The sequence below is a fragment of the Polaromonas sp. P1_A2 genome, assembly GCF_056406895.1.
The window spans coordinates 119,471-138,548 of sequence record NZ_JBFTZI010000006.1; the positions used below are offsets into that span (position 1 = coordinate 119,471).

The 19,078-nt window shown below is 69.0% G+C and carries 18 protein-coding genes; 14 read left to right on the forward strand and 4 right to left on the reverse strand.

The features are described from left to right. The first annotated feature begins 23 nt into the window (after positions 1-23). The 3 genes from AC1D09_RS21240 to AC1D09_RS21250 are packed head-to-tail and all read left to right on the forward strand — an operon-like array spanning position 24 to position 5,316. Positions 24-1,178, forward strand: a complete 1,155-nt coding sequence (locus AC1D09_RS21240) for an ABC transporter substrate-binding protein (protein ID WP_477664489.1) — start codon at positions 24-26, stop codon at positions 1,176-1,178. Beyond that, complete coding sequence (locus AC1D09_RS21245) at positions 1,175-1,672, forward strand: (2Fe-2S)-binding protein (protein WP_477664490.1); 498 nt, start codon at positions 1,175-1,177, stop codon at positions 1,670-1,672. The genes AC1D09_RS21240 and AC1D09_RS21245 overlap by 4 nt, the downstream gene beginning before the upstream one ends. Beyond that, on the forward strand, positions 1,669-5,316 hold the full coding sequence (locus AC1D09_RS21250) for a molybdopterin cofactor-binding domain-containing protein (RefSeq protein ID WP_477664491.1): 3,648 nt from the start codon (positions 1,669-1,671) through the stop codon (positions 5,314-5,316). Before AC1D09_RS21245 ends, AC1D09_RS21250 begins: the two co-directional genes overlap by 4 nt. Here the strand turns inward: AC1D09_RS21250 and AC1D09_RS21255 are convergent. Then, a complete protein-coding gene (locus tag AC1D09_RS21255) occupies positions 5,313-6,539 on the reverse strand; it encodes a CaiB/BaiF CoA transferase family protein (protein WP_477664492.1) in 1,227 nt (408 codons plus the stop codon). The two genes, AC1D09_RS21250 and AC1D09_RS21255, sit on opposite strands and share 4 nt — an antisense overlap. Before the next feature lie 138 nt (positions 6,540-6,677). Here AC1D09_RS21255 and AC1D09_RS21260 point away from each other — a divergent pair, with 138 nt between their 5' ends. Further along, positions 6,678-7,583: a LysR substrate-binding domain-containing protein gene (locus AC1D09_RS21260; RefSeq protein WP_477664493.1), complete on the forward strand. Its 906-nt coding sequence runs from the start codon at positions 6,678-6,680 to the stop codon at positions 7,581-7,583. Here AC1D09_RS21260 and AC1D09_RS21265 read toward each other — a convergent pair. Continuing rightward, a complete protein-coding gene (locus tag AC1D09_RS21265; RefSeq protein WP_477664494.1) occupies positions 7,575-7,970 on the reverse strand; it encodes a RidA family protein in 396 nt (131 codons plus the stop codon). The genes AC1D09_RS21260 and AC1D09_RS21265 overlap by 9 nt on opposite strands. A 155-nt stretch (positions 7,971-8,125) precedes the next feature. Here AC1D09_RS21265 and AC1D09_RS21270 point away from each other — a divergent pair, with 155 nt between their 5' ends. Both AC1D09_RS21270 and AC1D09_RS21275 read left to right on the forward strand, forming a co-directional pair. Further along, a complete protein-coding gene (locus AC1D09_RS21270) occupies positions 8,126-9,103 on the forward strand; it encodes a LysR family transcriptional regulator (protein WP_477664495.1) in 978 nt (325 codons plus the stop codon). Positions 9,104-9,136: 33 nt separating this feature from the next. After that, complete coding sequence (locus AC1D09_RS21275; protein ID WP_477664496.1) at positions 9,137-9,373, forward strand: hypothetical protein; 237 nt, start codon at positions 9,137-9,139, stop codon at positions 9,371-9,373. 39 nt (positions 9,374-9,412) lie between these two features. Here the strand turns inward: AC1D09_RS21275 and AC1D09_RS21280 are convergent, their stop codons facing one another. Together AC1D09_RS21280 and AC1D09_RS21285 are read right to left on the reverse strand one after the other, a co-directional pair. Further along, the gene (locus AC1D09_RS21280) at positions 9,413-10,330 is read right to left on the reverse strand and encodes a peptidase associated/transthyretin-like domain-containing protein (protein ID WP_477664497.1); all 918 of its coding nucleotides are present in this window, start codon (positions 10,328-10,330) and stop codon (positions 9,413-9,415) included. 106 nt (positions 10,331-10,436) lie between these two features. After that, positions 10,437-11,177: a response regulator gene (locus AC1D09_RS21285; protein ID WP_477664498.1), complete on the reverse strand. Its 741-nt coding sequence runs from the start codon at positions 11,175-11,177 to the stop codon at positions 10,437-10,439. 147 nt (positions 11,178-11,324) lie between these two features. Here AC1D09_RS21285 and AC1D09_RS21290 point away from each other — a divergent pair, with 147 nt between their 5' ends. From AC1D09_RS21290 to virB11, 8 genes are read left to right on the forward strand one after another with little or no spacing between them, the layout of a single operon-like run. Then, positions 11,325-11,957: a lytic transglycosylase domain-containing protein gene (locus AC1D09_RS21290; RefSeq protein WP_477664499.1), complete on the forward strand. Its 633-nt coding sequence runs from the start codon at positions 11,325-11,327 to the stop codon at positions 11,955-11,957. After that, entirely contained in the window at positions 11,947-12,288 is a 342-nt protein-coding gene (locus tag AC1D09_RS21295; RefSeq protein ID WP_477664500.1) for a TrbC/VirB2 family protein, read from the forward strand. The genes AC1D09_RS21290 and AC1D09_RS21295 overlap by 11 nt, the downstream gene beginning before the upstream one ends. 3 nt (positions 12,289-12,291) lie before the next feature. Continuing rightward, a complete protein-coding gene (locus AC1D09_RS21300) occupies positions 12,292-12,576 on the forward strand; it encodes a VirB3 family type IV secretion system protein (protein WP_477664501.1) in 285 nt (94 codons plus the stop codon). A 25-nt stretch (positions 12,577-12,601) separates the two neighbouring features. After that, positions 12,602-15,004, forward strand: a complete 2,403-nt coding sequence (locus AC1D09_RS21305) for a VirB4 family type IV secretion/conjugal transfer ATPase (RefSeq protein ID WP_477664502.1) — start codon at positions 12,602-12,604, stop codon at positions 15,002-15,004. Further along, entirely contained in the window at positions 15,001-16,191 is a 1,191-nt protein-coding gene (locus tag AC1D09_RS21310; RefSeq protein WP_477664503.1) for a TrbL/VirB6 family protein, read from the forward strand. Before AC1D09_RS21305 ends, AC1D09_RS21310 begins: the two co-directional genes overlap by 4 nt. Then, positions 16,188-16,982 (forward strand): TrbG/VirB9 family P-type conjugative transfer protein, encoded by a 795-nt coding sequence (locus AC1D09_RS21315; RefSeq protein ID WP_477664504.1) that lies wholly within the window; start codon positions 16,188-16,190, stop codon positions 16,980-16,982. The genes AC1D09_RS21310 and AC1D09_RS21315 overlap by 4 nt, the downstream gene beginning before the upstream one ends. Beyond that, on the forward strand, positions 16,979-18,034 hold the full coding sequence (locus AC1D09_RS21320) for a TrbI/VirB10 family protein (protein ID WP_477701218.1): 1,056 nt from the start codon (positions 16,979-16,981) through the stop codon (positions 18,032-18,034). Before AC1D09_RS21315 ends, AC1D09_RS21320 begins: the two co-directional genes overlap by 4 nt. Further along, positions 18,031-19,029, forward strand: coding sequence for a P-type DNA transfer ATPase VirB11 (virB11, locus tag AC1D09_RS21325; protein WP_477664339.1), 999 nt, complete (start codon positions 18,031-18,033; stop codon positions 19,027-19,029). The genes AC1D09_RS21320 and virB11 overlap by 4 nt, the downstream gene beginning before the upstream one ends. The last annotated feature ends 49 nt before the right edge of the window (positions 19,030-19,078 follow it).

Genomic DNA, 19,078 nt, shown 5'->3' on the forward strand with positions numbered 1-19,078 from the left:
ACCGCTCGATGACCGGGAATCCTATGAAACTGATCCTCCCTGCACGCCGCCTGGCCCCGGCCTTGCTGGCCCTGACACTGGCCGCCGCGGGGTTCGCCCGCGCGGAGACCGGCGTCACGGACACGGCCGTCTCCATCGGCCAGTCCGCCGTGTTCAGCGGCCCGGTCGCCGCGACCGGCAACAACTACCGGCGGGGCATCGAGCTGTATTTCGAGCAGCTCAACAAGGCCGGCGGCCTGTTCGGGCGCAAGCTGCAGCTGACGGCCCTCGATGACGGCTACGACCCCAAGCGGACCGCCGACAACACCAAAGCGCTGATCGAGCAGAACAAGGTGTTCGCGCTCATCGGCTATGTGGCCACGGCCAACCTGATCGCGGCCATGCCGATTGCCGAGGAGGCCAAGGTCCCGCTGTTCGCGCCGCTGGTCGGAACCACCTCCATACGGCTGAAGCACAACCGCTACCTGTTCCATGTCAGGGCCAGCTACAAGGCCGAGCTGGCCCGCATCACGCAGCAGCTGGCGGTGGTGGGCAATGACAAGGTGGCGGTGGTCTACCAGGACAGTGTGTTCGGCAAGTCCAACCTGGACACCCTGCTGGAACTCATCAAGGCCGAGAAGCTGCAGGTGGTGAAGACCCTGCCCATGGCGATCACGGCGCAAAGCGCCGCCGATATCGCGGCCCAGCTCAAGCAGGCCTCGCCCAACGTCATCATCATGATCATGGCCGGGACCATGTCCGAGGTGCTGATCCGCGACGTGCGCGGCGCCGGCCTGGGAACGCCGCTGTACACCATCTCGGTGGGCCTGGCCGATGCCAAGGCCTCGGCGGCGCGCCTGAACGGCGCCCTGCGCGGCGTCATCACTGCCAGCATCGTGCCTTCGCCGGCGCTGGAGCGCTACGGCATCGTCAAGGAATACCGCAAGGCGGTGGGCGCGTCGGCCGGGGAGGGCGACAATTACACCGTGCTCGAAGGTTATATCGCGGCCAAGGTGTTCAGCGAAGGCCTGCGCCGCGCCGGGCGCAACCTGACGCGCGAGAACTTCATCGCGGCCCTGGAAGGCGTGGGCACGCTCGATGTGGGCGACTTCCGCGTGGAATACGGCCCCGGCAACCACAACGGGTCCGGCTTTGTGGAGCTTGAGATGTACACCGCAGCGGGCAGCCTGATCCGATGACCCTGAATGCCGTCACACTGTCCGTCAACCGGGTGGAGCGCACGCTGCCGGTGCCGGCCGGCACCTGCCTGCTGACGGTGCTGCGCAACGACCTCGAACTGAACAGCCCCAAATACGGCTGCGGCCTGGGCGAATGCGGCGCCTGCACCGTGCTGGTGGACGGTGTTGCCGCGCGTGCCTGCGTGATCCCGGTGGGCGGCGTGGCCGGCCGCGAGATCACCACGCTGGAAGGACTGGGCACGCCTGAGGCGCTGCATCCGGTCCAGCAGGCTTTCATCGAGGCGCAGGCCGCCCAGTGCGGCTACTGCCTGAACGGCATGATCATGATGACGGTGGCCTTGCTGGCGCGCAACCCTTCACCCGGCGAGGATGAGATACGCCGCGAGCTGTCGGGCAACCTCTGCCGCTGCGGTACCCACCTGGAGATCATGCAGGCCGTGCTGCGCGCGGCCGAACTGACCCGGCAAAACATTGCCCAGGGGAAGGCGGCATGACGCGCCGCGCCGACACGCCGCGCACGCGCGCGGATTTCCAGGCGGCCGCCGGTGTGCTGCTGGTCAGCCGCGAACCACCCCCGCCGCCGCCGCCTGCCAAGGGCCAGCCGGCGCTGGTCAGCGGCAACCCGCGCGAAGGCCTTGAAATCCTGGTCGCCGTCTGGGACGACGGCAGCGTGACGGCGCTCAACGGCCATGTGGACCTCGGCACCGGCCTGCGCACGGCGCTGGCCCAGATCGTGGCCGAGGAACTGGACGTCGCGCTGGGGCAGGTCAACATGGTGCTGGGCGACACCACGCGCGCGCCCAACCAGGGCGCGACCATCGCCAGCGCCTCCATCCAGGTACACGCCATTCCCTTGCGCACTGCCGCGGCGCAGGCGCGGGCCTGGCTGCTGGCGCGCGCCGCCGCCGTGCTGCAGGTGGATGCCTCGCTGCTGTCGGTGCGGGACGGGCGGGTGTGCGTCATCGGGCAGGAAAGCCGCGCTGTGGACTACGGCGCTTTGGTGGCCCTGCAGCACACCCAGCTTCTGCTCGCACCGGACACGCCGGTCAAGGCGGCGGCGGACTACCGCATCGTGGGCACCAGCACGCCGCGCGTCGATATCCCGGCCAAGGCCACGGGCGCGCTGACCTTTGTGCACGACATGCGCGTGCCCGGCATGCTGCACGGCCGTGTGGTGCGCCCGCCCTATGCCGGGGCCGACCACGGCGACTTCATCGGCAACACGCTGGAGTCGGTCGATGAATCCTCGATCGCGCACATCCCGGGCATACGCGCGGTGGTGGTGATACGCGATTTTGTCGGGGTGGTGGCCGAGCGCGAGGAGCAGGCCGAGCAGGCGCTGCGCGAGCTGCGCGTCCAGTGGAAATCCTGGCCCGGGCTGCCCAGGCTGGACGACCTCGAGCAGGCGATACGCAACAACCCGTCCACGCAGCGCAAGCTGGTCGACGAGGGCGACGTCGATGCCGCCATGGCGAGCGCCGCGCAGGCGCTGGCGCGCAACTATGTCTGGCCCTACCAGATGCACGGCTCCATAGGCCCTTCGTGCGCGGTGGCCGACTGGCGGGCGGAGCGCCTGACGGTCTGGGCCGGGACCCAGAACCCCCATGTGCTGCGCGCCGACCTCTCGCGCCTGACCGGCCTGGCCGATGTCGACATCGACGTCATCCGCATGGAGGCCGCCGGCTGCTACGGCCGCAACTGCGCCGACGACGTGGCGGCGGACGCGGCCCTGCTGTCGCGCGCCGCCGGCAGCCCGGTACGCGTGCAGCTGACCCGCGAGCAGGAACATGCCTGGGAGCCCAAGGGCGCCGCGCAGCTCATGCAGGTCAACGGCGGGCTCAACGAAGACGGCTCGGTCGCGGCCTATGACTTCCAGACCTCCTACCCCTCCAACGGCGCGCCCACGCTGGCGCTGCTGCTGACGCGCACCGTGGAGCCGGTCGCGCAGGCCTTCGAGATGGGCGACCGCACCGCGCGCCCGCCCTACGACTACGGCAACCTGCGCGTGGCCGTCAACGACATGCCGCCCATGCTGCGCGCCTCCTGGCTGCGCGGCGTGTCGGCGCTGCCCAATTCCTTCGCGCACGAATCCTATATCGACGAGCTGGCCACTGCCGCCGGTGTGGACCCGGTCGAGTTTCGCCTGCGCTACCTCAAGGAGCCGCGCGCCGCCGAACTGGTGCGCGCCACGGCCGAACGCGCCGGCTGGGTGGCGCACACCGGGCCGCAGCAAGGGCAGGCCGGCGAGGCGGCGGACGTCCTGCACGGGCAGGGCTTCGCTTATGCCCGCTACGTGCACAGCAAGTGGCCGGGCTTTGGCGCCGCCTGGGCCGCCTGGGTGGCCGATGTCGAGGTCAACCGCAAGACCGGCGAGGTGCATGTCAGGCGTGTGGTCGTCGGGCATGACGCCGGCACGCTGATCAACCCGGCCGGCGTGCAGCACCAGATCCACGGCAATGTGGTGCAGGCCACCAGCCGCGCCCTGACAGAACAGGTGACGGTGGAGCCGCAAAAAAACACCGTCGCCGGCCTCGAGTGGGGCAGCTACCCCATCCTGAATTTCCGCGACGTGCCGGTGATCGAAGTCGTCACCATGGCGCGCCCCGGCGAGCCGCCGCTGGGCGCGGGCGAGTCGTCGTCGGTGCCGGGCACGGCGGCCATCGCCAATGCGATCTTTGATGCCACCGGTGTGCGCTTTCGCCAGCCGCCGTTCACGCCTGAGGTGGTGCGCGCCGCGCTCAATCCCGAACCGCAAAGTCCACCGGCCGCCTTGCCCATGCCCGAGCGCCGGGCCGTGCGCATGCCCAAAGGTGCGGCATGGCCCAAGGGATTGGGCGCCTGGTCACGCGCCGGCGCCTTGCTGGCGGGCGTGGCCGGCGTCGCCTGGGCCTTGCTGGGCGGGCGGGCGGCGATTGCGCCCATGACACCGGCGGCGCAATCCGGCGCCTCCATCTACACCGCCGCGACGCTGGAGCGCGGCCGCCAGCTCGCGGCCGCCGGCGACTGCGTGGTCTGCCACACCGCGCCCGGCGGCATTCCCAATGCCGGCGGCCGGGCCATGGACACGCCCTTCGGCAAGATCATCACGACCAACCTCACGCCTGACGTCGAAACAGGCATTGGCAGCTGGTCCTTCAGCGCCTTCCAGCGCGCGATGCGCGAAGGCATTTCGCGCGACGGCCGTTACCTGTACCCGGCCTTTCCCTATACCGCCTTCGCCAGGACCAGTGACGAAGACCTGACCGCGCTGTATGCCTACCTGATGGCGCAGCCCGCCGTGCGTTCCGCCAATCCCGCGACACGGCTGGACTTTCCTTTCAGCGTGCGCCCCCTGATGGCCGGCTGGAACGCGATGTTCCATGACCCTTCGCCTTACAGCGCCGACCCGCAGCGCAGCGCCGAATGGAACCGCGGCGCCTACCTGGTCAACGGCTTGGGGCATTGCGGTGCCTGCCACACGCCGCGCAACGCCCTGGGCGCAGAGCGCGGCGGCCAGGCTTTCCTGGGCGGCGCCACGGTCGACGGCTGGGAGGCGCCCGCGCTCACGGCGCTGTCGCGCGCGCCCGTGCCCTGGACGTCTTCGCAGCTCTACGCCTATCTGCGCAATGGCTATGCGCCGCAGCACGGCATTGCCGCCGGCCCCATGGCACCCGTGGTGAAGGAACTGGCCGCGCTGCCCGATGAAGACATTCGCGCCATGGCCGCCTACCTGGTGTCTTTCAACGAAGCGATTCCTGAGGCCGAAAGCGCCGAACGCGCGCGGCAGGCGGTGCTGTCCGCGCAGCAGTCCGCCACCAGCCTGTTGGGCCCGGGCCAGCGCCTTTTCAACGGCGCCTGCGCCTCCTGCCACCACGACGGTGACGGCCCCCGCCTGCTTGGCGTGAACGTGCCGTTGGCGCTCAACAGCAATCTGCACAGCGCCCGGCCCGACAACCTGCTGCGCACGATTTTGCAAGGCATCAGCGCGCCCGCCGGCAAGGACGTCGGCTTTATGCCGGCCTTCCGCCACAGCCTGGACGACACCCAGGTCGCGGCGCTGGCCAGTTATATGCGCAGCCGCTATGCGCCGGCCGAACCCGCCTGGCGCGATTTACCCGCCACGGTGGCGCGCCTTCGCGCCGCGCCGGGCGAGCACTAGGCGTGCTGGCTCGCGGCGCCACCGGCCAGCCACTGCGCCAGCACTTCGTCCGTGTGCTGGCCCAGCAGCGGCGGGGGCCTGTGGTAGCTGACGGGCGAGCCCGAAAGGCGTATGGGGTTGGCCACCAGCGGCACCTCGCCCGCCAGCGGGTGGGGCAGGGCCATGCGCAGGCCGCGGGCTTGCACCTGCGGGTCGGCAAACACTTCGTCGATGCGGTTGATGGGGCCGCAGGGCACACCGGCGGCTTCCAGCGCGGCGATCCAGTCCGCCGAGCTGCGCATCACCGTGGCTTGCCTCAGCAGTGGCAGCAGCACGGCCCGGTGGGCCACGCGCTGCGCGTTGCTCGCAAAGCGCGCATCCCGCGCCCATTCGGCATGGCCCGCGACGGCGCAGAAGCGGGCGAACTGCTCGTCATTGCCGACCGCCAGGATGATGTCGCCGTCCGCGGTCGGGAAGTCCTGGTAGGGCACGATGTTGGGATGCGCATTGCCCATGCGGCGCGGCAGCTGCCCGCCGGCCAGGTAGTTGGACGCCTGGTTGGCCAGGCAGGCGACCTGCACGTCCAGCAGCGCCAGGTCGATGTGCTGGCCCAGGCCGGAGCGTTCGCGCTCCGCCAGCGCGGCCTGCACCGCCACCGTTGCGTACAGGCCGGTCATGATGTCCGTCAGCGCCACACCGACCTTTTGCGGGCCGGCGCCCGGCTCGCCGTCCGCGCCACCGGTCACGCTCATCAGGCCGCCCATGCCCTGGATCAGGAAATCGTAGCCCGCGCGCGCCGCATAGGGCCCGGTCTGCCCGAAGCCGGTGATGGAGCAATACACCAGGCGCGGGTGGCCGTCCTTCAGGCTGGCGTAGTCCAGGCCGTAGCGCTTGAGGCCGCCCACCTTGAAGTTCTCCAGCAGCACGTCGGCCTGGCCGGCCAGCGCCCGCACCTGCGCCTGGCCTTCGGGCGTGGCGATGTCGATGGCGACCGAGCGCTTGTTGCGGTTGGCGCACAGAAAGTAGCTGGCCTCGCCGGTGTCCCGGCCCGAGGCGTCCTTGAGGTAGGGCGGCCCCCAGGCGCGGGTGTCGTCGCCGCCCTGCGGCTTTTCGACCTTGACGACATCCGCGCCCAGGTCGGCCAGCAATTGCCCGGCCCAGGGGCCGGCCAGCACGCGCGACAAGTCCAGCACGCGGATGCCGCTGAGCGGCGGCGGGCGCAGCGCGGAAGAAGGGGAAGCCATGGGGTGGGAATCTCCAGCAAAGAAGCAGTCAATGGGAAAAGCTTAAAGGCGCAAGCCGCCCTTCACAAACGATGATTCGGCACCTGTGTGTGCCCAAAAAGAATTCCGACAACCTTGCCCGCAGGAAAGCCCGCCCCCATGCGCCGAAAAATCCCCTCCACCACCGCGCTCGCCCTGTTTGAATCCGCGGCGCGCCACCAGAGCTTCACCCACGCGGCGCAAGAGCATTCGGTGACCCAGAGCGCCGTTTGCCGGCAGGTCGCGGGGCTGGAGGATTTCCTGGACGTCAAGCTCTTCAGGCGCACCAAACGCGGCGTGCTGCTGACGGACGCGGGCATGCACTACGCCCGCCGGGTGCGCGCGCGGCTGGACGACGTGGAGCGCGACACGCTGGAGATGATGGCCAGGGGCGGAACAGGCGGCGTGCTGGAACTGGGCGTGGTGCCTACCTTCGCGGCCAAGTGGCTGCTGCCCAGGCTGGGGGGCTTCCAGCGCCAGCATCCCGAGATCACGGTGCACCTGTCGTCGCGCACACGGCCATTCCTGTTTGCCGAAACCACGCTGGACGCCGCCATCTGCACCGGCGAGGCGGGCTGGCCCGGCACGCAGTCGTCCTTCCTGATGGACGAAAGCATGGTGGCCGTCGGCAGCCCGGCGCTGGTCACGCCCAGGCGCGTGCTCAAGGCCGACGATGTAGAGGGCCTGCCGCTGCTGCAGATGAGTACACGGCCCTATGCCTGGCGCCAGTGGTTCGCGTCCCTGGGGCTCGATGTGGCCGGCGACATGGCCGGTGCGCGCATGGAGCTGTTTTCAATGGCCGCGCAGGCGGCCATCCACGGGCAAGGCCTGGCGCTGATCCCGCGCTTCCTGATCGAAGACGACCTGGCGCAAGGCCGCCTGTTGCAGCTGACCCGGCACGAGTTCCTGAGCGATCGCCGCTACTACCTGGTCTGCCCCGAACAGAAACTGGGCAATAGCATGCTGGCCTTGTTCAGGGCCTGGATAGAAGCCGAGGCCGCGAAGTACAGGGACTCATCAGGCTGATGGGAGTTTCGCAATCACCTTGATCTCGAACTGAAAGCCATAGAGCCAGGTCACGCCGACGGCCGTCAGCGTGGGGTGGGGTGCCTCGCCCCAGTACTCGGGCACCACCTTCCAGATCGTTTCGAAGGTCGATTGCGGATCGACCATGAAGACGGTCACGTCCACCACGTCCTCGAAGCTGCTGCCCGCCGCTTTCAGGATGGCGTTCAGGTTGTCAAAGGCGAGGCGGACCTGGGTTTGAAGGTCGGGCTCGGGGGAGCCGTCCTCGCGGCTGCCGACCTGGCCCGATACAAACAGGAAGCCATTGGACTTCAGCGCCGGCGAATACCGGTTGCGGTCATAAAGCGCCCGGCGCCCGGACGGAAAAACAACTTCACGTTGTGCCATTCATCTTTCTCCTTGCAAATAGGCCGAAACCGGCCTGTGGTTCACGATGAAGACACTGTAGGGCGCAGTGCCTTCCCGATAAACAGGCAAGCCTGTCCATCACTGTTCGTAAAATCCAAACAATCACCCAAGCCGGGAAAGCACGGGAAGCACAGATGGACCGTTTCGATGCAATGCAGGCCTTCGCGCGCGTGGTGGAAGCGGGCAGCTTCACCAGGGCGGCAGAGACTTTGCACATGAGCAAGACCAGCGTGACCCAGCTGGTGCAGCAGCTCGAGGCGCGGCTGCGCGTGCGGCTGCTCAACCGCACCACACGCCAGGTCAGGCTCACCGCCGACGGCGCGGCCTATTACGAACGTGTGCTGCGTGTGCTGGCCGACGTGGACGATGCCGAGACCAGCCTCTCCAGCGCCTCGGCCTCGCCCAGGGGCCGGCTGCGGGTCGATGTGCCCAGCCCGCTGGCCCGCATGATTCTGGTGCCGGCCTTGCCGGACTTCCATGCGCGCTACCCCGAGATCCAGCTCGACATGGGCGTCAGCGACCGCGTGGTCGACGTGATAGGCGACAACGTGGACTGCGTGGTGCGCGGCGGCGAGCTCACCGACCAGTCGCTGGTGGCCCGCCGCGTGGCCGACCTGCAGCTGGGGGTGTATGCCGCGCCCGGCTACCTGGATCGCATCGGCACGCCCTCGCACCCGCGGGAACTGGAGGGCCCGCAGCACCACATCGTGGGCTTTCTGTGGGCGCGCACCGGCAAGGCCTTTCCTTATGCCATGCACCGCGGCGAAGAGAGCCTCAAGGTGCAGGGCCGCCACCTGTTTGCCTTTGACGACGGCAACGCCTACCTCGCGGCCGGCCTGGCCGGCCTGGGCGTGCTGTGGCTGCCGGACTATATGGCCGGGGCGCATGTGGACAGCGGCGAGCTGCTGCCGCTGTTCCAGGACTGGCGCCTGGACCCCATGCCGCTTTATGTGGCTTTTCCGCCGAACCGCCATGTGAGCGCCAAATTGCGGGTGTTTATCGAGTGGGTGGCCGAGTTGATGGCGCGGCATGCGCCTGTCGGCGGCCCGCTTGATCGCAAGGAACGGGCGAGTCCAGCCCCACGCCCGCGCAGGTCGCGAAAGACCTCCTAGCCCTGGCGACATTCAATTCAAGGAGTATTCAAAATGGACATTCTTCGCGAGGCCCTGCTTTGCGCGCGCGCGGGCCGCTGGGATGAGGCGCACACCCTGGTGCAAAGCGACGAGTCACAGACGGCCGCCTGGCTGCACGGCATCCTGCATGTCCAGGAGGGCGACCTGGGCAACGCCGCCTACTGGTACGGCCGGGCCAAGCGGGATTTCGGCGGGCGCGGGACGGTGGATGAAGAGCTGCAACGCTTTGAGGCCGGGTTGCCCCGCTAAGCGCCTGGCTCCTCGGCCTTCCCGGTGGCCGGTCGCCCGCTAGCGCGCCACGCCTATGGTCGCTGTCGCCGTATACCCAGCTGCGACGCTACCCGTGATGGTGGGCGTCATGGCCGCGATCTGGGCCGCGCTGTTGTCGCCGAACACGTTGTCGCTGGCAAGGGACACCGCCGCGAAATTTGAGACGCTGGCGCTGTAGCCCGTGACGTTGGGGTAGACCGCGGAGCAGATCGCGCTGGGCATGGCGAGCTGGGACGTGAGAACGGAATTGGTGCCCACGGTCGCGGTGGCCAGGCTGGAAAACACCTCGAAATGCATGTGCGGCCAGCGGCCGGAATAGCAGGCCGGGAAAATCGTGGTGAAAGTCACCTGGCCCGCGCTGTTGGTGACCTGCACGCCGCGCAGATAGCTCTCGGTGGGCGCGCTGTACAGCGAATACAGCCCGCTGCGGTCGCAATGCCACAGGTAAATCGCATAACCCGAGAGGGCCGCGCAGCTCGCGTTGGTGTTGACCAGCGTCAGGGTGAGGGTCAGCGGCACGCCGGGCGCCACGGTGCTGGAGCTGATGAAGCTGCTGCGGATGTCGCTGCGCACGATGCCGCTGGCGGTCAGCACGTCCGAGGTCGAGCCCGAGGAACTGTTGGTGCCGTCGGCCGGGTAGGGGCCGCCGGTTTCCTGGGGGTCCGCGATACAGGCGCCGCTGCTCGATGAACTGCTCGAACTCGTTGAGCTGGTGGAGCTGCTTGTCGTGGTGCTGGTTGTGGTGCTGGTTCCCGTCGAGCTGCCCGAGGAGCCGCCTCCGCAGCCCGCGACCAGCAATGCCGGCGCCGCGGCGGCGCCCAGCCAGGCCAGCGCCTGTCGGCGCTGCAGCAGCTGGGCCGAGAGGCGAGGCAGGTCTTCGGCCAGGCTGTGGCCGTGTTGCGGTTCATGGGGCAATAAAGCGTGTTTGTGGGTCATGGGTGACTCATGTGGTTGATGGAGCCCCTAGCGTCGCGCCGCCATGTTGCTGCAGGATGTCCGGACATTGCAGCTGTGTTGCAAGCCCGCAAGGGCCGTGCCCCCGTCAGGCGCGGGCCACCGCCGGCACAAACATATAACCTTCGTTGCGCACCGTGCGTATCAGGTCGGCGCGTTCCTCGCCGAAGGCCAGCTTGCGTCGCAGCCGGCTGATCTGCACGTCGATGGCGCGGTCATAGGTGTCCTTGTCGGAGCCCAGCGCATAGTCCAGCAACTGGTCGCGCGTGAGCACACGGCGCGGGTGCTGGGTGAAGGCACGCAGCAGGCGGAACTCGCCGTCGGACAGGGTGACCACGGCATTCGCGGGATCGTATAAAACCCGCGAGCGCAGGTCTATGCGCCAGCCCGAAAACTGCAGCACCTCGCTGTCCTCATCCACGTTCGCGCCTTCGGGCGAGCGTGAAGCCTGCGGCGTGCCGGCGCTGCGGCGCAGCACGGTGCGTATGCGCGCAAGCAGCTCGCGCGGGTTGCAGGGCTTGGCCAGGTAGTCTTCCGCGCCTATCTCGAGTCCGACGATGCGGTCTATGTCCGAGCCCACGGCCGACAGCATGATGACCGGCGGGCCGCCGCTTTTTTGCAAGGCCCTGAGCGCGCTGAGCCCGTCTTCGCCGGGCAGCATGACGTCCAGCACGATGAGCGCATAGCCGCCTTGGGCCAGCCTGGCATGCATCTCCTGCACATCGCCCGCTGTATCGACACGGAAACCGTGTTTCTCAAGGAACGATGAAACCAGCTCCCGGATTCCGGCATCGTCGTCAACGATCAGTAGGCGTGTGGAGAGGTTCACGGTGGGGCGGTTGGGGGGGGTGCCGAGGGATGATACCGCGATTGCCCGGGCCCGCACCCCGGCTGCAACACACTGAAATAAAGCTGAAATTCCGCGGCAATGCGGGTTTTTGATACTGCGGGCATTCACCAACAAGGATGCCTGTACGTGCCCCCTCTGTCCTTTCTTTTTCCCCTGACTGCCGCGGGCCTTGCCGCCGCGCTGCTGCTGGCCAGCCCGGCCGCGCCCTGCAGCGTGCTGGAGATAGGCGCGGACGGCGCCGTGCTGGTGCGCGCCGCCGACCGGGCCCGCGCGGCCGCCCTTGGCACTGGCGCCACAATGCCCGCCGCCTGGCGGCCCCATCTTGAGCGCATCGCCGCCCGGCATGCGCTGAGCCCCGCACTCGTGGAAGCGCTGGTCTGGCAGGAAAGCCGCTGGAACACCGGCGCGCTGTCGCCCAAGGGCGCCATAGGCCTGGCCCAGCTGATGCCGGACACCGCGCGCGAACTCGGCGTCAACCCCTATGACCCGCTGGCCAACCTCGAAGGCGGCGTGCGCTACCTGCGCCAGCAAATGGACCGCTTTGGCGACCTGCCTTCGGCCCTGGCCGCCTACAACGCCGGGCCGGCCCGTGTCGCGGCCGCCGGCGGCGTGCCCAACATCGCCGAAACCCGCGATTACGTCAGCGCCGTCCTCGGCCGCATCACTGCGTCGGCCGGGTCAGCCGGCATCACTTCCGCCACTCCCGTCAATCCCCCAACTCTCACCAACCCTCAAAAAGGAATCCTCCATGTCCCCTAAACGACTGATACACAGCGCCCTTCACTTTGCCGGCTTTGCCGCCCGGGCCGTGGCCTCGCTGCCGGTCGGCAGCCTGGCGATCGCGGCGCCGGTGGCCGACCCGCAGGGCTCGGGGCCCATACTCGCTGCCCTGATCTGGCTGCAAGGCACCCTGCTCGGCAACCTCGCCACGGCCGCCGCCGTGATCGCCGTGGCCATGGTCGGCTTTTTGATGCTGAGCGGGCGCATGAACTGGCGCTTTGGCGCGACCGTGGTGCTGGGCTGCTTCATCCTGTTCGGCTCGGCCGCGATTGTGTCGGGCATACAGGGCGCGGCCGGGATGGCGCGCTAAGCCATGGCCGCGCTGCAATCGCACCCGGTGTTCCGCGCGCTGACCCGGCCGCAGATGTTTGCCGGCGTCACCTACAGTTTTTTTGTGCTCAACGCCTCGGTCACGACGGAGGCCTTTCTGGTGACGCGCTCCTTCCTCGTGTTGCCGCTGGCGCTGGCCATCCACTGCGCCGGCTACCTGGCCTGCCTGCGCGAGCCCCGGGTGTTCGACCTCTGGCTGGCCAAGGTCGGCAAGTGTTCGCGCGTCCCCAACTGGAAACACTGGGGCTGCAACAGCTATGCCCCTTAGCTTCTTAGCCCTTAGGAGTCCACCCATGCCCTGGAAAAGCCCCGCCGCCTGGCTCAGGCGCGAAGTCCGCGCCGGCGACCGCCTGCCCTATGCCCGCCAGCTGGACGACGGCACGCTGGTGCTGCGCGACGGCGCGCTGATGCGCGTCCTCCACCTGCCCGGCCTGCCTTTCGAGACCGAAGACGCCGAGGCCCTGAACCACCACCAGTCGGTGCGCGAGGTGCTGCTGCGCAGCGCGCTGGACGCGCGCTTCATCGTCTACCACCACATCGTGCGCCGCGAGGTCGCGCCGCAGCCTGAAGGAAATTTCGAGCAGCCCTTCGCCGCCGAGCTCAATGCGCGCTGGACCGCCCGTCTGGCCGAGCGCCGGCTGTTTGTCAACGAGCAGTTCCTCACCGTGATACGGCGTCCCGCGCGCGGCAAGAGCGGTTGGGCCGAAAAGCTGGGCCGGCGCATGCAGGCGGGCGGCACGGCCGGCCATGAAGACCGGCGAATGCTCAACGCCGCGGTGACCGCGCTGGCCTGCGGCCTGCAGCCCTATGGCGCGCGTGCGCTGGGCATTGTGGCGCGCCGGGGCGTGCGCTTTTCCGAGCCGCTGGAACTGCTTTCGGCGCTGTACAACGGCGAGATGCGACCCGTCGCGCTGCCTGATGCGGAGGACCGCGAGGTCGACCTGGGCCGGCACATTCCCTATTGCCGCGTGAGCTTCGGCCTTAACGCCATCGAATGCGCGGGGCCGCAGGGGCGCAGTTTCTCGGCCATGCTCTCGGTCAAGGAATACCCGGCCGCGACGCGCCCGGGCGTGCTCGATTCGCTGCTGCGCCTGCCGCATGAGCTGGTGCTGACCGAAAGCTTCTCGCCGGTGGACCGGCAGATCGCGCGCGAGCGCATAGACCTGGCGCTGCGCCGGCTCAAGGTGGCCGACGACGACGGCGCCACCGAGCGCGTGGAAATGCTCAGCGCCAAGGACGCGCTGTCGGCCGGCGCCATAGGCTTTGGCGACCACCACCTGACCGTGCTGGTGCGCGCTGGCGGCCTGCCGGCACTCGATGCCGCGATTGCCGAGGCGGCCGCGGCCATCGCCGACATGGGCGCCATCGCCGTGCGCGAAGACACCAACCTCGAGCCCGCCTTCTGGGCCCAGTTTCCCGGCAACGAAGCGTATGTGGTGCGGCGCGCGCTGATCTCCACCGCCAGCGCCGCCGGCTTTTTGTCGCTGCACGGTTTTTCCACCGGGCAGGCCGGCAACAACCACTGGGGGCCGGCCGCCACCTTGTTCGAAACCACCAGCGCCACGCCTTATTACTTCAACTTCCACCAGGGCGACCTCGGCAACTTCACCGTCATAGGCCCCTCGGGTTCGGGCAAAACCGTGGTGCTCAATTTCCTGGCCGCGCAGGCGGCCAAGTTTTCGCCGCGCCTGGTGTTCTTCGACAAGGACCGCGGCGCGGAAATCTTTTTGCGCGCGGCCGGCGGCCACTATGCGCGCCTGGTGCCCGGCGAGCCGACCGGCCTCAACCCGCTGGCCCTGGCCGACAGCGCGGAAAACCGCGCCTTTCTGTGCCAGTGGCTGGGCACGCTGCTGCAGGCCAGGGGGCCGGAGGAGTTGGCCACCGTGGCCGGCGCGGTGGACGCCTGCTTCGGCCATGCGCCCGCCTTTCGCCGCCTGCGTTATTTCCGCGAACTGCTGTCGGGCGGCCGCAGGCCGGAAGAGGGCGACCTCTGCGCGCGCATGGCGCCTTTTGTGGGCGAGGGTGAGCACGCCTGGCTGTTCGACAACGCCAGGGACGAGCTCGACATAGACCGCATGACCCTGGGCTTTGACATGACGGCCCTGCTGGACAACCCGCGGCTGCGCACGCCGGCCATGATGTACCTGTTCCACCGCATAGACGCGCGGCTTAACGGCGAGCCGGCCATGATATTGATCGACGAGGGCTGGAAGGCGCTGGACGACGAGGTCTTTGCCGCACAGCTGCGCGACTGGCTCAAGACCCTGCGCAAGCGCAATGCCATCGTCGGCTTCGCGACCCAGAGCGCGCGCGACGCGCTGGACAGCCGCATCGCCTCGGCCCTGGTGGAGCAGACCGCCACCATGGTCTTCATGCCCAACCCCAAGGCGCGCGAGGAAGACTACTGCGCGGGCTTCGGCCTCACGTCGCACGAGCTGGACCTGGTGCGCGCGCTGCCGGCGCACAGCCGCTGCTTTTTGGTCCGCCACGCCAACCACTCGGTGGTGGCGCGGCTGGATCTCTCCGGCATGGACGACATGCTGATGGTGCTGTCGGGGCGCGAGTCGGCCGTGCGCCGGCTGGACATGATACGCGCGCGTGTCGGTGACGACCCTGCCGCCTGGTACCCGCTGCTGACGCGCTCGCGCTGGCCCGGCGAATCCCCGGTGGACATCCCCAGGGGGGTGGCGGCATGAGTTGCACCCCCTTGAACTTCGACGGGCCCTCCGGTATCACCGAAGTCCTGCGCGGCGTGGACTGCGGCATGAAGCAGGCCACCGCGTTTGCCTTTGAGCGCTTCTTCGGCGCCCACGGTGCGCTGTCGCTCGCGCTGACGGCGCTGCTGACGCTCTACATTGCGCTGCTCGCGTTCAACCTGCTCACCGGCCGCACGGCGCTGAGGCTGTCGCTGCTCACGCCGCGCGCGCTGACGCTGGGCCTGGTGCTGACCTTCGCGAGCTCCTGGGTCGCCTACCAGCAGGTGGTGTGGAACCTCGCCGTGGGTGCGCCCGACGAAGTGGCGCGGCTGGTGATAGGCAGCCCGGGTTCGGCGACGGATTTTTTCGCGGGCCAGCTGGACCGCATGTTCAGCACCGTGGCCGACGCGGCCGGCGCCAGTTCCGAGTCGGCCGCGGCCGCGTCCGACGCCGCCAAAAAATCAGCCGGTCTGTCGCCGTCCGACCTGCTCTGGTTCAGCGGCTTGCTGCTGTTGCTGGGAACCGCCGGTGTGCTGATCGTCGCCAAGATCACGCTGGCCGCGCTGCTCGGCATAGGGCCGCTGTTCATGGTGCTCGCGTTGTTCGGCGCCACGCGTGGCCTGTTCGAGGGCTGGCTTAAAAGCGTGGTGCTGTTTGCCCTGGTGCCGCTGGTCACGGTGCTGGTCGGGGCCGGCGGGCTGATGTTGCTGTCGCCCATGGTCCAGGCTCTGTCGGCCGCCGGCGGCGCGCCCTCCATGCGCCTGGCCGTGGGCTTGCTGCTGGCCTCCTGCATCTACACCGCGCTGATGGCCATCAGCCTCAAGGCCGCGGCCACGCTGACCAGCGGCTGGCGTTTGCCGCGCGCTGCCGGCGAAGGGCCGAACACCGACAGCCGGCCAACCTTTACCGCACCACTAGCCGGGGCAAGCGCCGCCGCGCCACCGGCTCTCTCAGGGACGGGCCGCGCGCATGAGGCCGGCCGTGATGAACGCGTGCGGCAGCTGGTCGCGGCCAGCTACCGCCCACCCGCGGCTTCCGCTGCCCACGGCGCCGCATCGCAGCCACGCGCGGCCCAGCTGGTCTCCACCATGCCGGCGCCCGCGGCATCCGGGGCCGGGGAGCGGACACGGCACCTGGGCGCACGCGCGCCAACCCCCTCGCCTTTGAAGGACAAGCAGACACCATGAAACATGTTTTTTTGAACGCGGCGTTTTGGCCCGCCCTTTGCTGCGCGCTACCGGCCCTGGCCGCGCCACCCAACCAGGCGCTGGACGAGGGCCGTGTGCGCAGCGTGGCCTACAGCCCTTCCGACGTCGTGAGCATCGCCGGCCTGGAAGGCTTCCAGTCGCTGATTGCCTTCGGCGATGACGAGAAGATAGAAAACGTCGCCGTGGGCGACAGCCTGGCCTGGCAGGTCACGCCCAACAAGCGTGCCAACGTGCTCTTCCTCAAGCCCGTCATGCGCGGCGCGGTGACCAATATGACGGTGGTCACCGACAAGCGTGTCTACCTGTTTGATTTGCGCACGGCGGCGCGCCCGAACGCCGTCTTGTACAGCCTGCGCTTTTCCTATCCCGCGCCGCCGGCACCGCCCGCGCCACCCGTGCCTGAGCCCGCGGCGCCGCCTCCCGCCGCCCCGGCCAATGAGCTGGCCGAACGTGCCGCCCAGCTCAACTTCGCCTGGGGCCGGCAGGGCTCCGGCAAGCTGCTGCCGGCCCATGTGTTTGACGACGGCCGCGCCATTTACCTCGATTGGGGCAAGGACACACCGCTGCCCGCCATCCTGGTCGCGGGAGACGGCGGCGTCGAAGGCCCGGTCAATTATTCGATGCGCGGCGGCACCCTGGTTGTCGACGGCGTGATGCGCCAGCTGGTGCTGCGTTCGGGCGGCGACACGGCAACGCTGACCAATCTCACGGCCGCCCCCGCGCCCGGCACAACCCGCAACAAGCCCGCAAACCAGGAGATTTACCGATGACAGCCAAGACCGGCCAAGGCCAGGACCCTTCAGCTGACCCGCGCGGCGGAATGACGGCGCAGGCGCTGGCCGACGCCAGCCGCAACGGCTTTCCGGTGGTTGCCGGCCATGTGCAACGGCGCGACCGGCTCGGCACGCTGACGGGCGTTGCCTGCGCGTTGCTGCTGGGTGGCTTCACTTTCTGGGGCATGTCCTCGCAGCGCGCAGCGCCCGCGGCTCCGCCCGCAGCGCCTGCCGCGCCGGCGGCGGAACTTGCGCCGGCCGCCCAAACCGCGCCGCCGTCCCCGGCCGTGCCGCCGGCGGTGCAGCCCGATCCCCTGGAGCACCGCATGCGTGCACCCGCGCTGATCCTGGACATCGCATCGGCCGAATCCAAACCGGCAGCACCGCCGGCAACGGCCGTCGCCGCAGCCGCGCGCGGCCCGCAGCAAGGGCTGTCGGCCGACGAGTCCTTTGCCGAGCGCATAGGCAACAGCAGTGTCGACACCGTCACCGCCACCCGCCTGGTCGACCCCGGCCACACGGTGATCCAGGGCACCCTGATCGCGGCCGTGCTGGAGACCGCCATCGACAGCGACCTGCCCGGCTTCGCGCGCGCCGTGGTCAGCCAGGACATACGCTCGTTTGACGGCTCACGGGTGCTGATCCCGCGCGCCTCGCGCCTGGTCGGGCAGTATAAAAGCGGCGTGGCCAACGGCCAGAAGCGCGCCTATGTGCTGTGGTCGCGTTTGATACGGCCCGACGGCGCCTCCATCGCATTGGCTTCGCCCGCGACCGACTTCGCGGGCAACACCGGCCTGGCCGGCGAGGTGGACACGCACTTTTTCGCACGCTTCGGTTCGGCCATCCTGCTGTCGGTGGTCGACGTGCTCGCCGCAGTGGGCAGTGCCTCGGTGGTGATTTCGGGTTCCCAAAGCGCCGCCGCGGTGGCGGTGCAGCGCGACGCGCAGATACCGCCCACCATCAAGGTGCCCCAGGGTTCGCCCATACGTGTCTTTACCGCGCGCGACCTGGATTTTGCGAGCGTCACGCGGGAGGCCGCCGGCAAATGAACGACGCTGTTTTTGCCGAAAAATCCCGGGAGGCCTTCGGCTCCGTCTACCTCGGCGCCTATCTCGAGCCCTTTCGCGAATGGCTGGAGGGCGACGAGGTCTCGGAGATCATCGTCAACCGCCCCGGCGAGGTCTGGCTCGAAGTGGCCGGCGAAGACGCCATGCGCAGGGTGGCCGCGCCCGCCGTCGACGACACCTTGCTGCGCCGCCTCAGCGAGCAGGTCGCGCGGGTCACCCACCAGGGCATCAGCCGGTCCTGGCCGCTGCTGTCGGCCACCTTGCCGGGCGGCGCGCGCCTGCAGGTGGTGGCCCCGCCCGCCACACGCGGGCACTGGGCGCTGGCCATACGCCGGCACCGGCTCAGGGAAGTCAGCCTTGCCGACTACGCACAAAGCGCGCGCGTGGGCAAGGCGGATGCCGGCCTGCAGATCGATGCGGCCGACCTGGTTGGCACTTTGCGGCGCGCTGTCGCCGCGCGTGCCACCATACTGATCAGCGGCGGGACGTCGAGCGGCAAGACCACCTTCCTCAATTCGCTGCTGCGCGAGGTGCCCGGCGGCGAGCGCGTGGTGCTGATCGAGGACACGCCCGAGATCCACACCGGCGAAGGCAACAAGCTCGCGCTGGTCGCGGTCAAGGGCGAGCTTGGCGAAGCCAGGCTTACGACCGACGACCTGCTGCAGGCGGCCCTGCGGCTGCGGCCCGACCGTATCGTGCTCGGCGAGCTGCGCGGAAAAGAGGCGGTCAGCTTCCTGCGCGCCATCAACACCGGCCATCCCGGCTCCTTCACCACCATACACGCCAACTCGCCGCAGGGTGCGCTGGAACAGCTGGCGCTGATGGTGCTGCAGTCCGGCCTGGGCCTGTCGCGCGCCGACACGATTGCCTACGCCTGCTCCGTCATCGACCTCGTGGTGCAGCTGGACCGCACGGGCGGGCGTCGCGGCATCGCGCACATCGTCGCCGCGCGCGAGCTGGCGCTTGCCATGCGCTGACATCTCTTATGGCCAGCCTTCCCGCCCTGCGTGACACCCCCCCGCTTCC

Coding starts and splice junctions, on each gene's coding strand:
- AC1D09_RS21240 (WP_477664489.1), top strand. CDS start 24: ATGAAACTGATCCTCCCTGCACGCCGCCTGGCCCCGGCCTTGCTGGCC.
- AC1D09_RS21245 (WP_477664490.1), top strand. CDS start 1,175: ATGACCCTGAATGCCGTCACACTGTCCGTCAACCGGGTGGAGCGCACG.
- AC1D09_RS21250 (WP_477664491.1), top strand. CDS start 1,669: ATGACGCGCCGCGCCGACACGCCGCGCACGCGCGCGGATTTCCAGGCG.
- AC1D09_RS21255 (WP_477664492.1), bottom strand. CDS start 6,539: ATGGCTTCCCCTTCTTCCGCGCTGCGCCCGCCGCCGCTCAGCGGCATC.
- AC1D09_RS21260 (WP_477664493.1), top strand. CDS start 6,678: ATGCGCCGAAAAATCCCCTCCACCACCGCGCTCGCCCTGTTTGAATCC.
- AC1D09_RS21265 (WP_477664494.1), bottom strand. CDS start 7,970: ATGGCACAACGTGAAGTTGTTTTTCCGTCCGGGCGCCGGGCGCTTTAT.
- AC1D09_RS21270 (WP_477664495.1), top strand. CDS start 8,126: ATGGACCGTTTCGATGCAATGCAGGCCTTCGCGCGCGTGGTGGAAGCG.
- AC1D09_RS21275 (WP_477664496.1), top strand. CDS start 9,137: ATGGACATTCTTCGCGAGGCCCTGCTTTGCGCGCGCGCGGGCCGCTGG.
- AC1D09_RS21280 (WP_477664497.1), bottom strand. CDS start 10,330: ATGACCCACAAACACGCTTTATTGCCCCATGAACCGCAACACGGCCAC.
- AC1D09_RS21295 (WP_477664500.1), top strand. CDS start 11,947: ATGTCCCCTAAACGACTGATACACAGCGCCCTTCACTTTGCCGGCTTT.
- AC1D09_RS21300 (WP_477664501.1), top strand. CDS start 12,292: ATGGCCGCGCTGCAATCGCACCCGGTGTTCCGCGCGCTGACCCGGCCG.
- AC1D09_RS21305 (WP_477664502.1), top strand. CDS start 12,602: ATGCCCTGGAAAAGCCCCGCCGCCTGGCTCAGGCGCGAAGTCCGCGCC.
- AC1D09_RS21310 (WP_477664503.1), top strand. CDS start 15,001: ATGAGTTGCACCCCCTTGAACTTCGACGGGCCCTCCGGTATCACCGAA.
- AC1D09_RS21315 (WP_477664504.1), top strand. CDS start 16,188: ATGAAACATGTTTTTTTGAACGCGGCGTTTTGGCCCGCCCTTTGCTGC.
- AC1D09_RS21320 (WP_477701218.1), top strand. CDS start 16,979: ATGACAGCCAAGACCGGCCAAGGCCAGGACCCTTCAGCTGACCCGCGC.
- virB11 (WP_477664339.1), top strand. CDS start 18,031: ATGAACGACGCTGTTTTTGCCGAAAAATCCCGGGAGGCCTTCGGCTCC.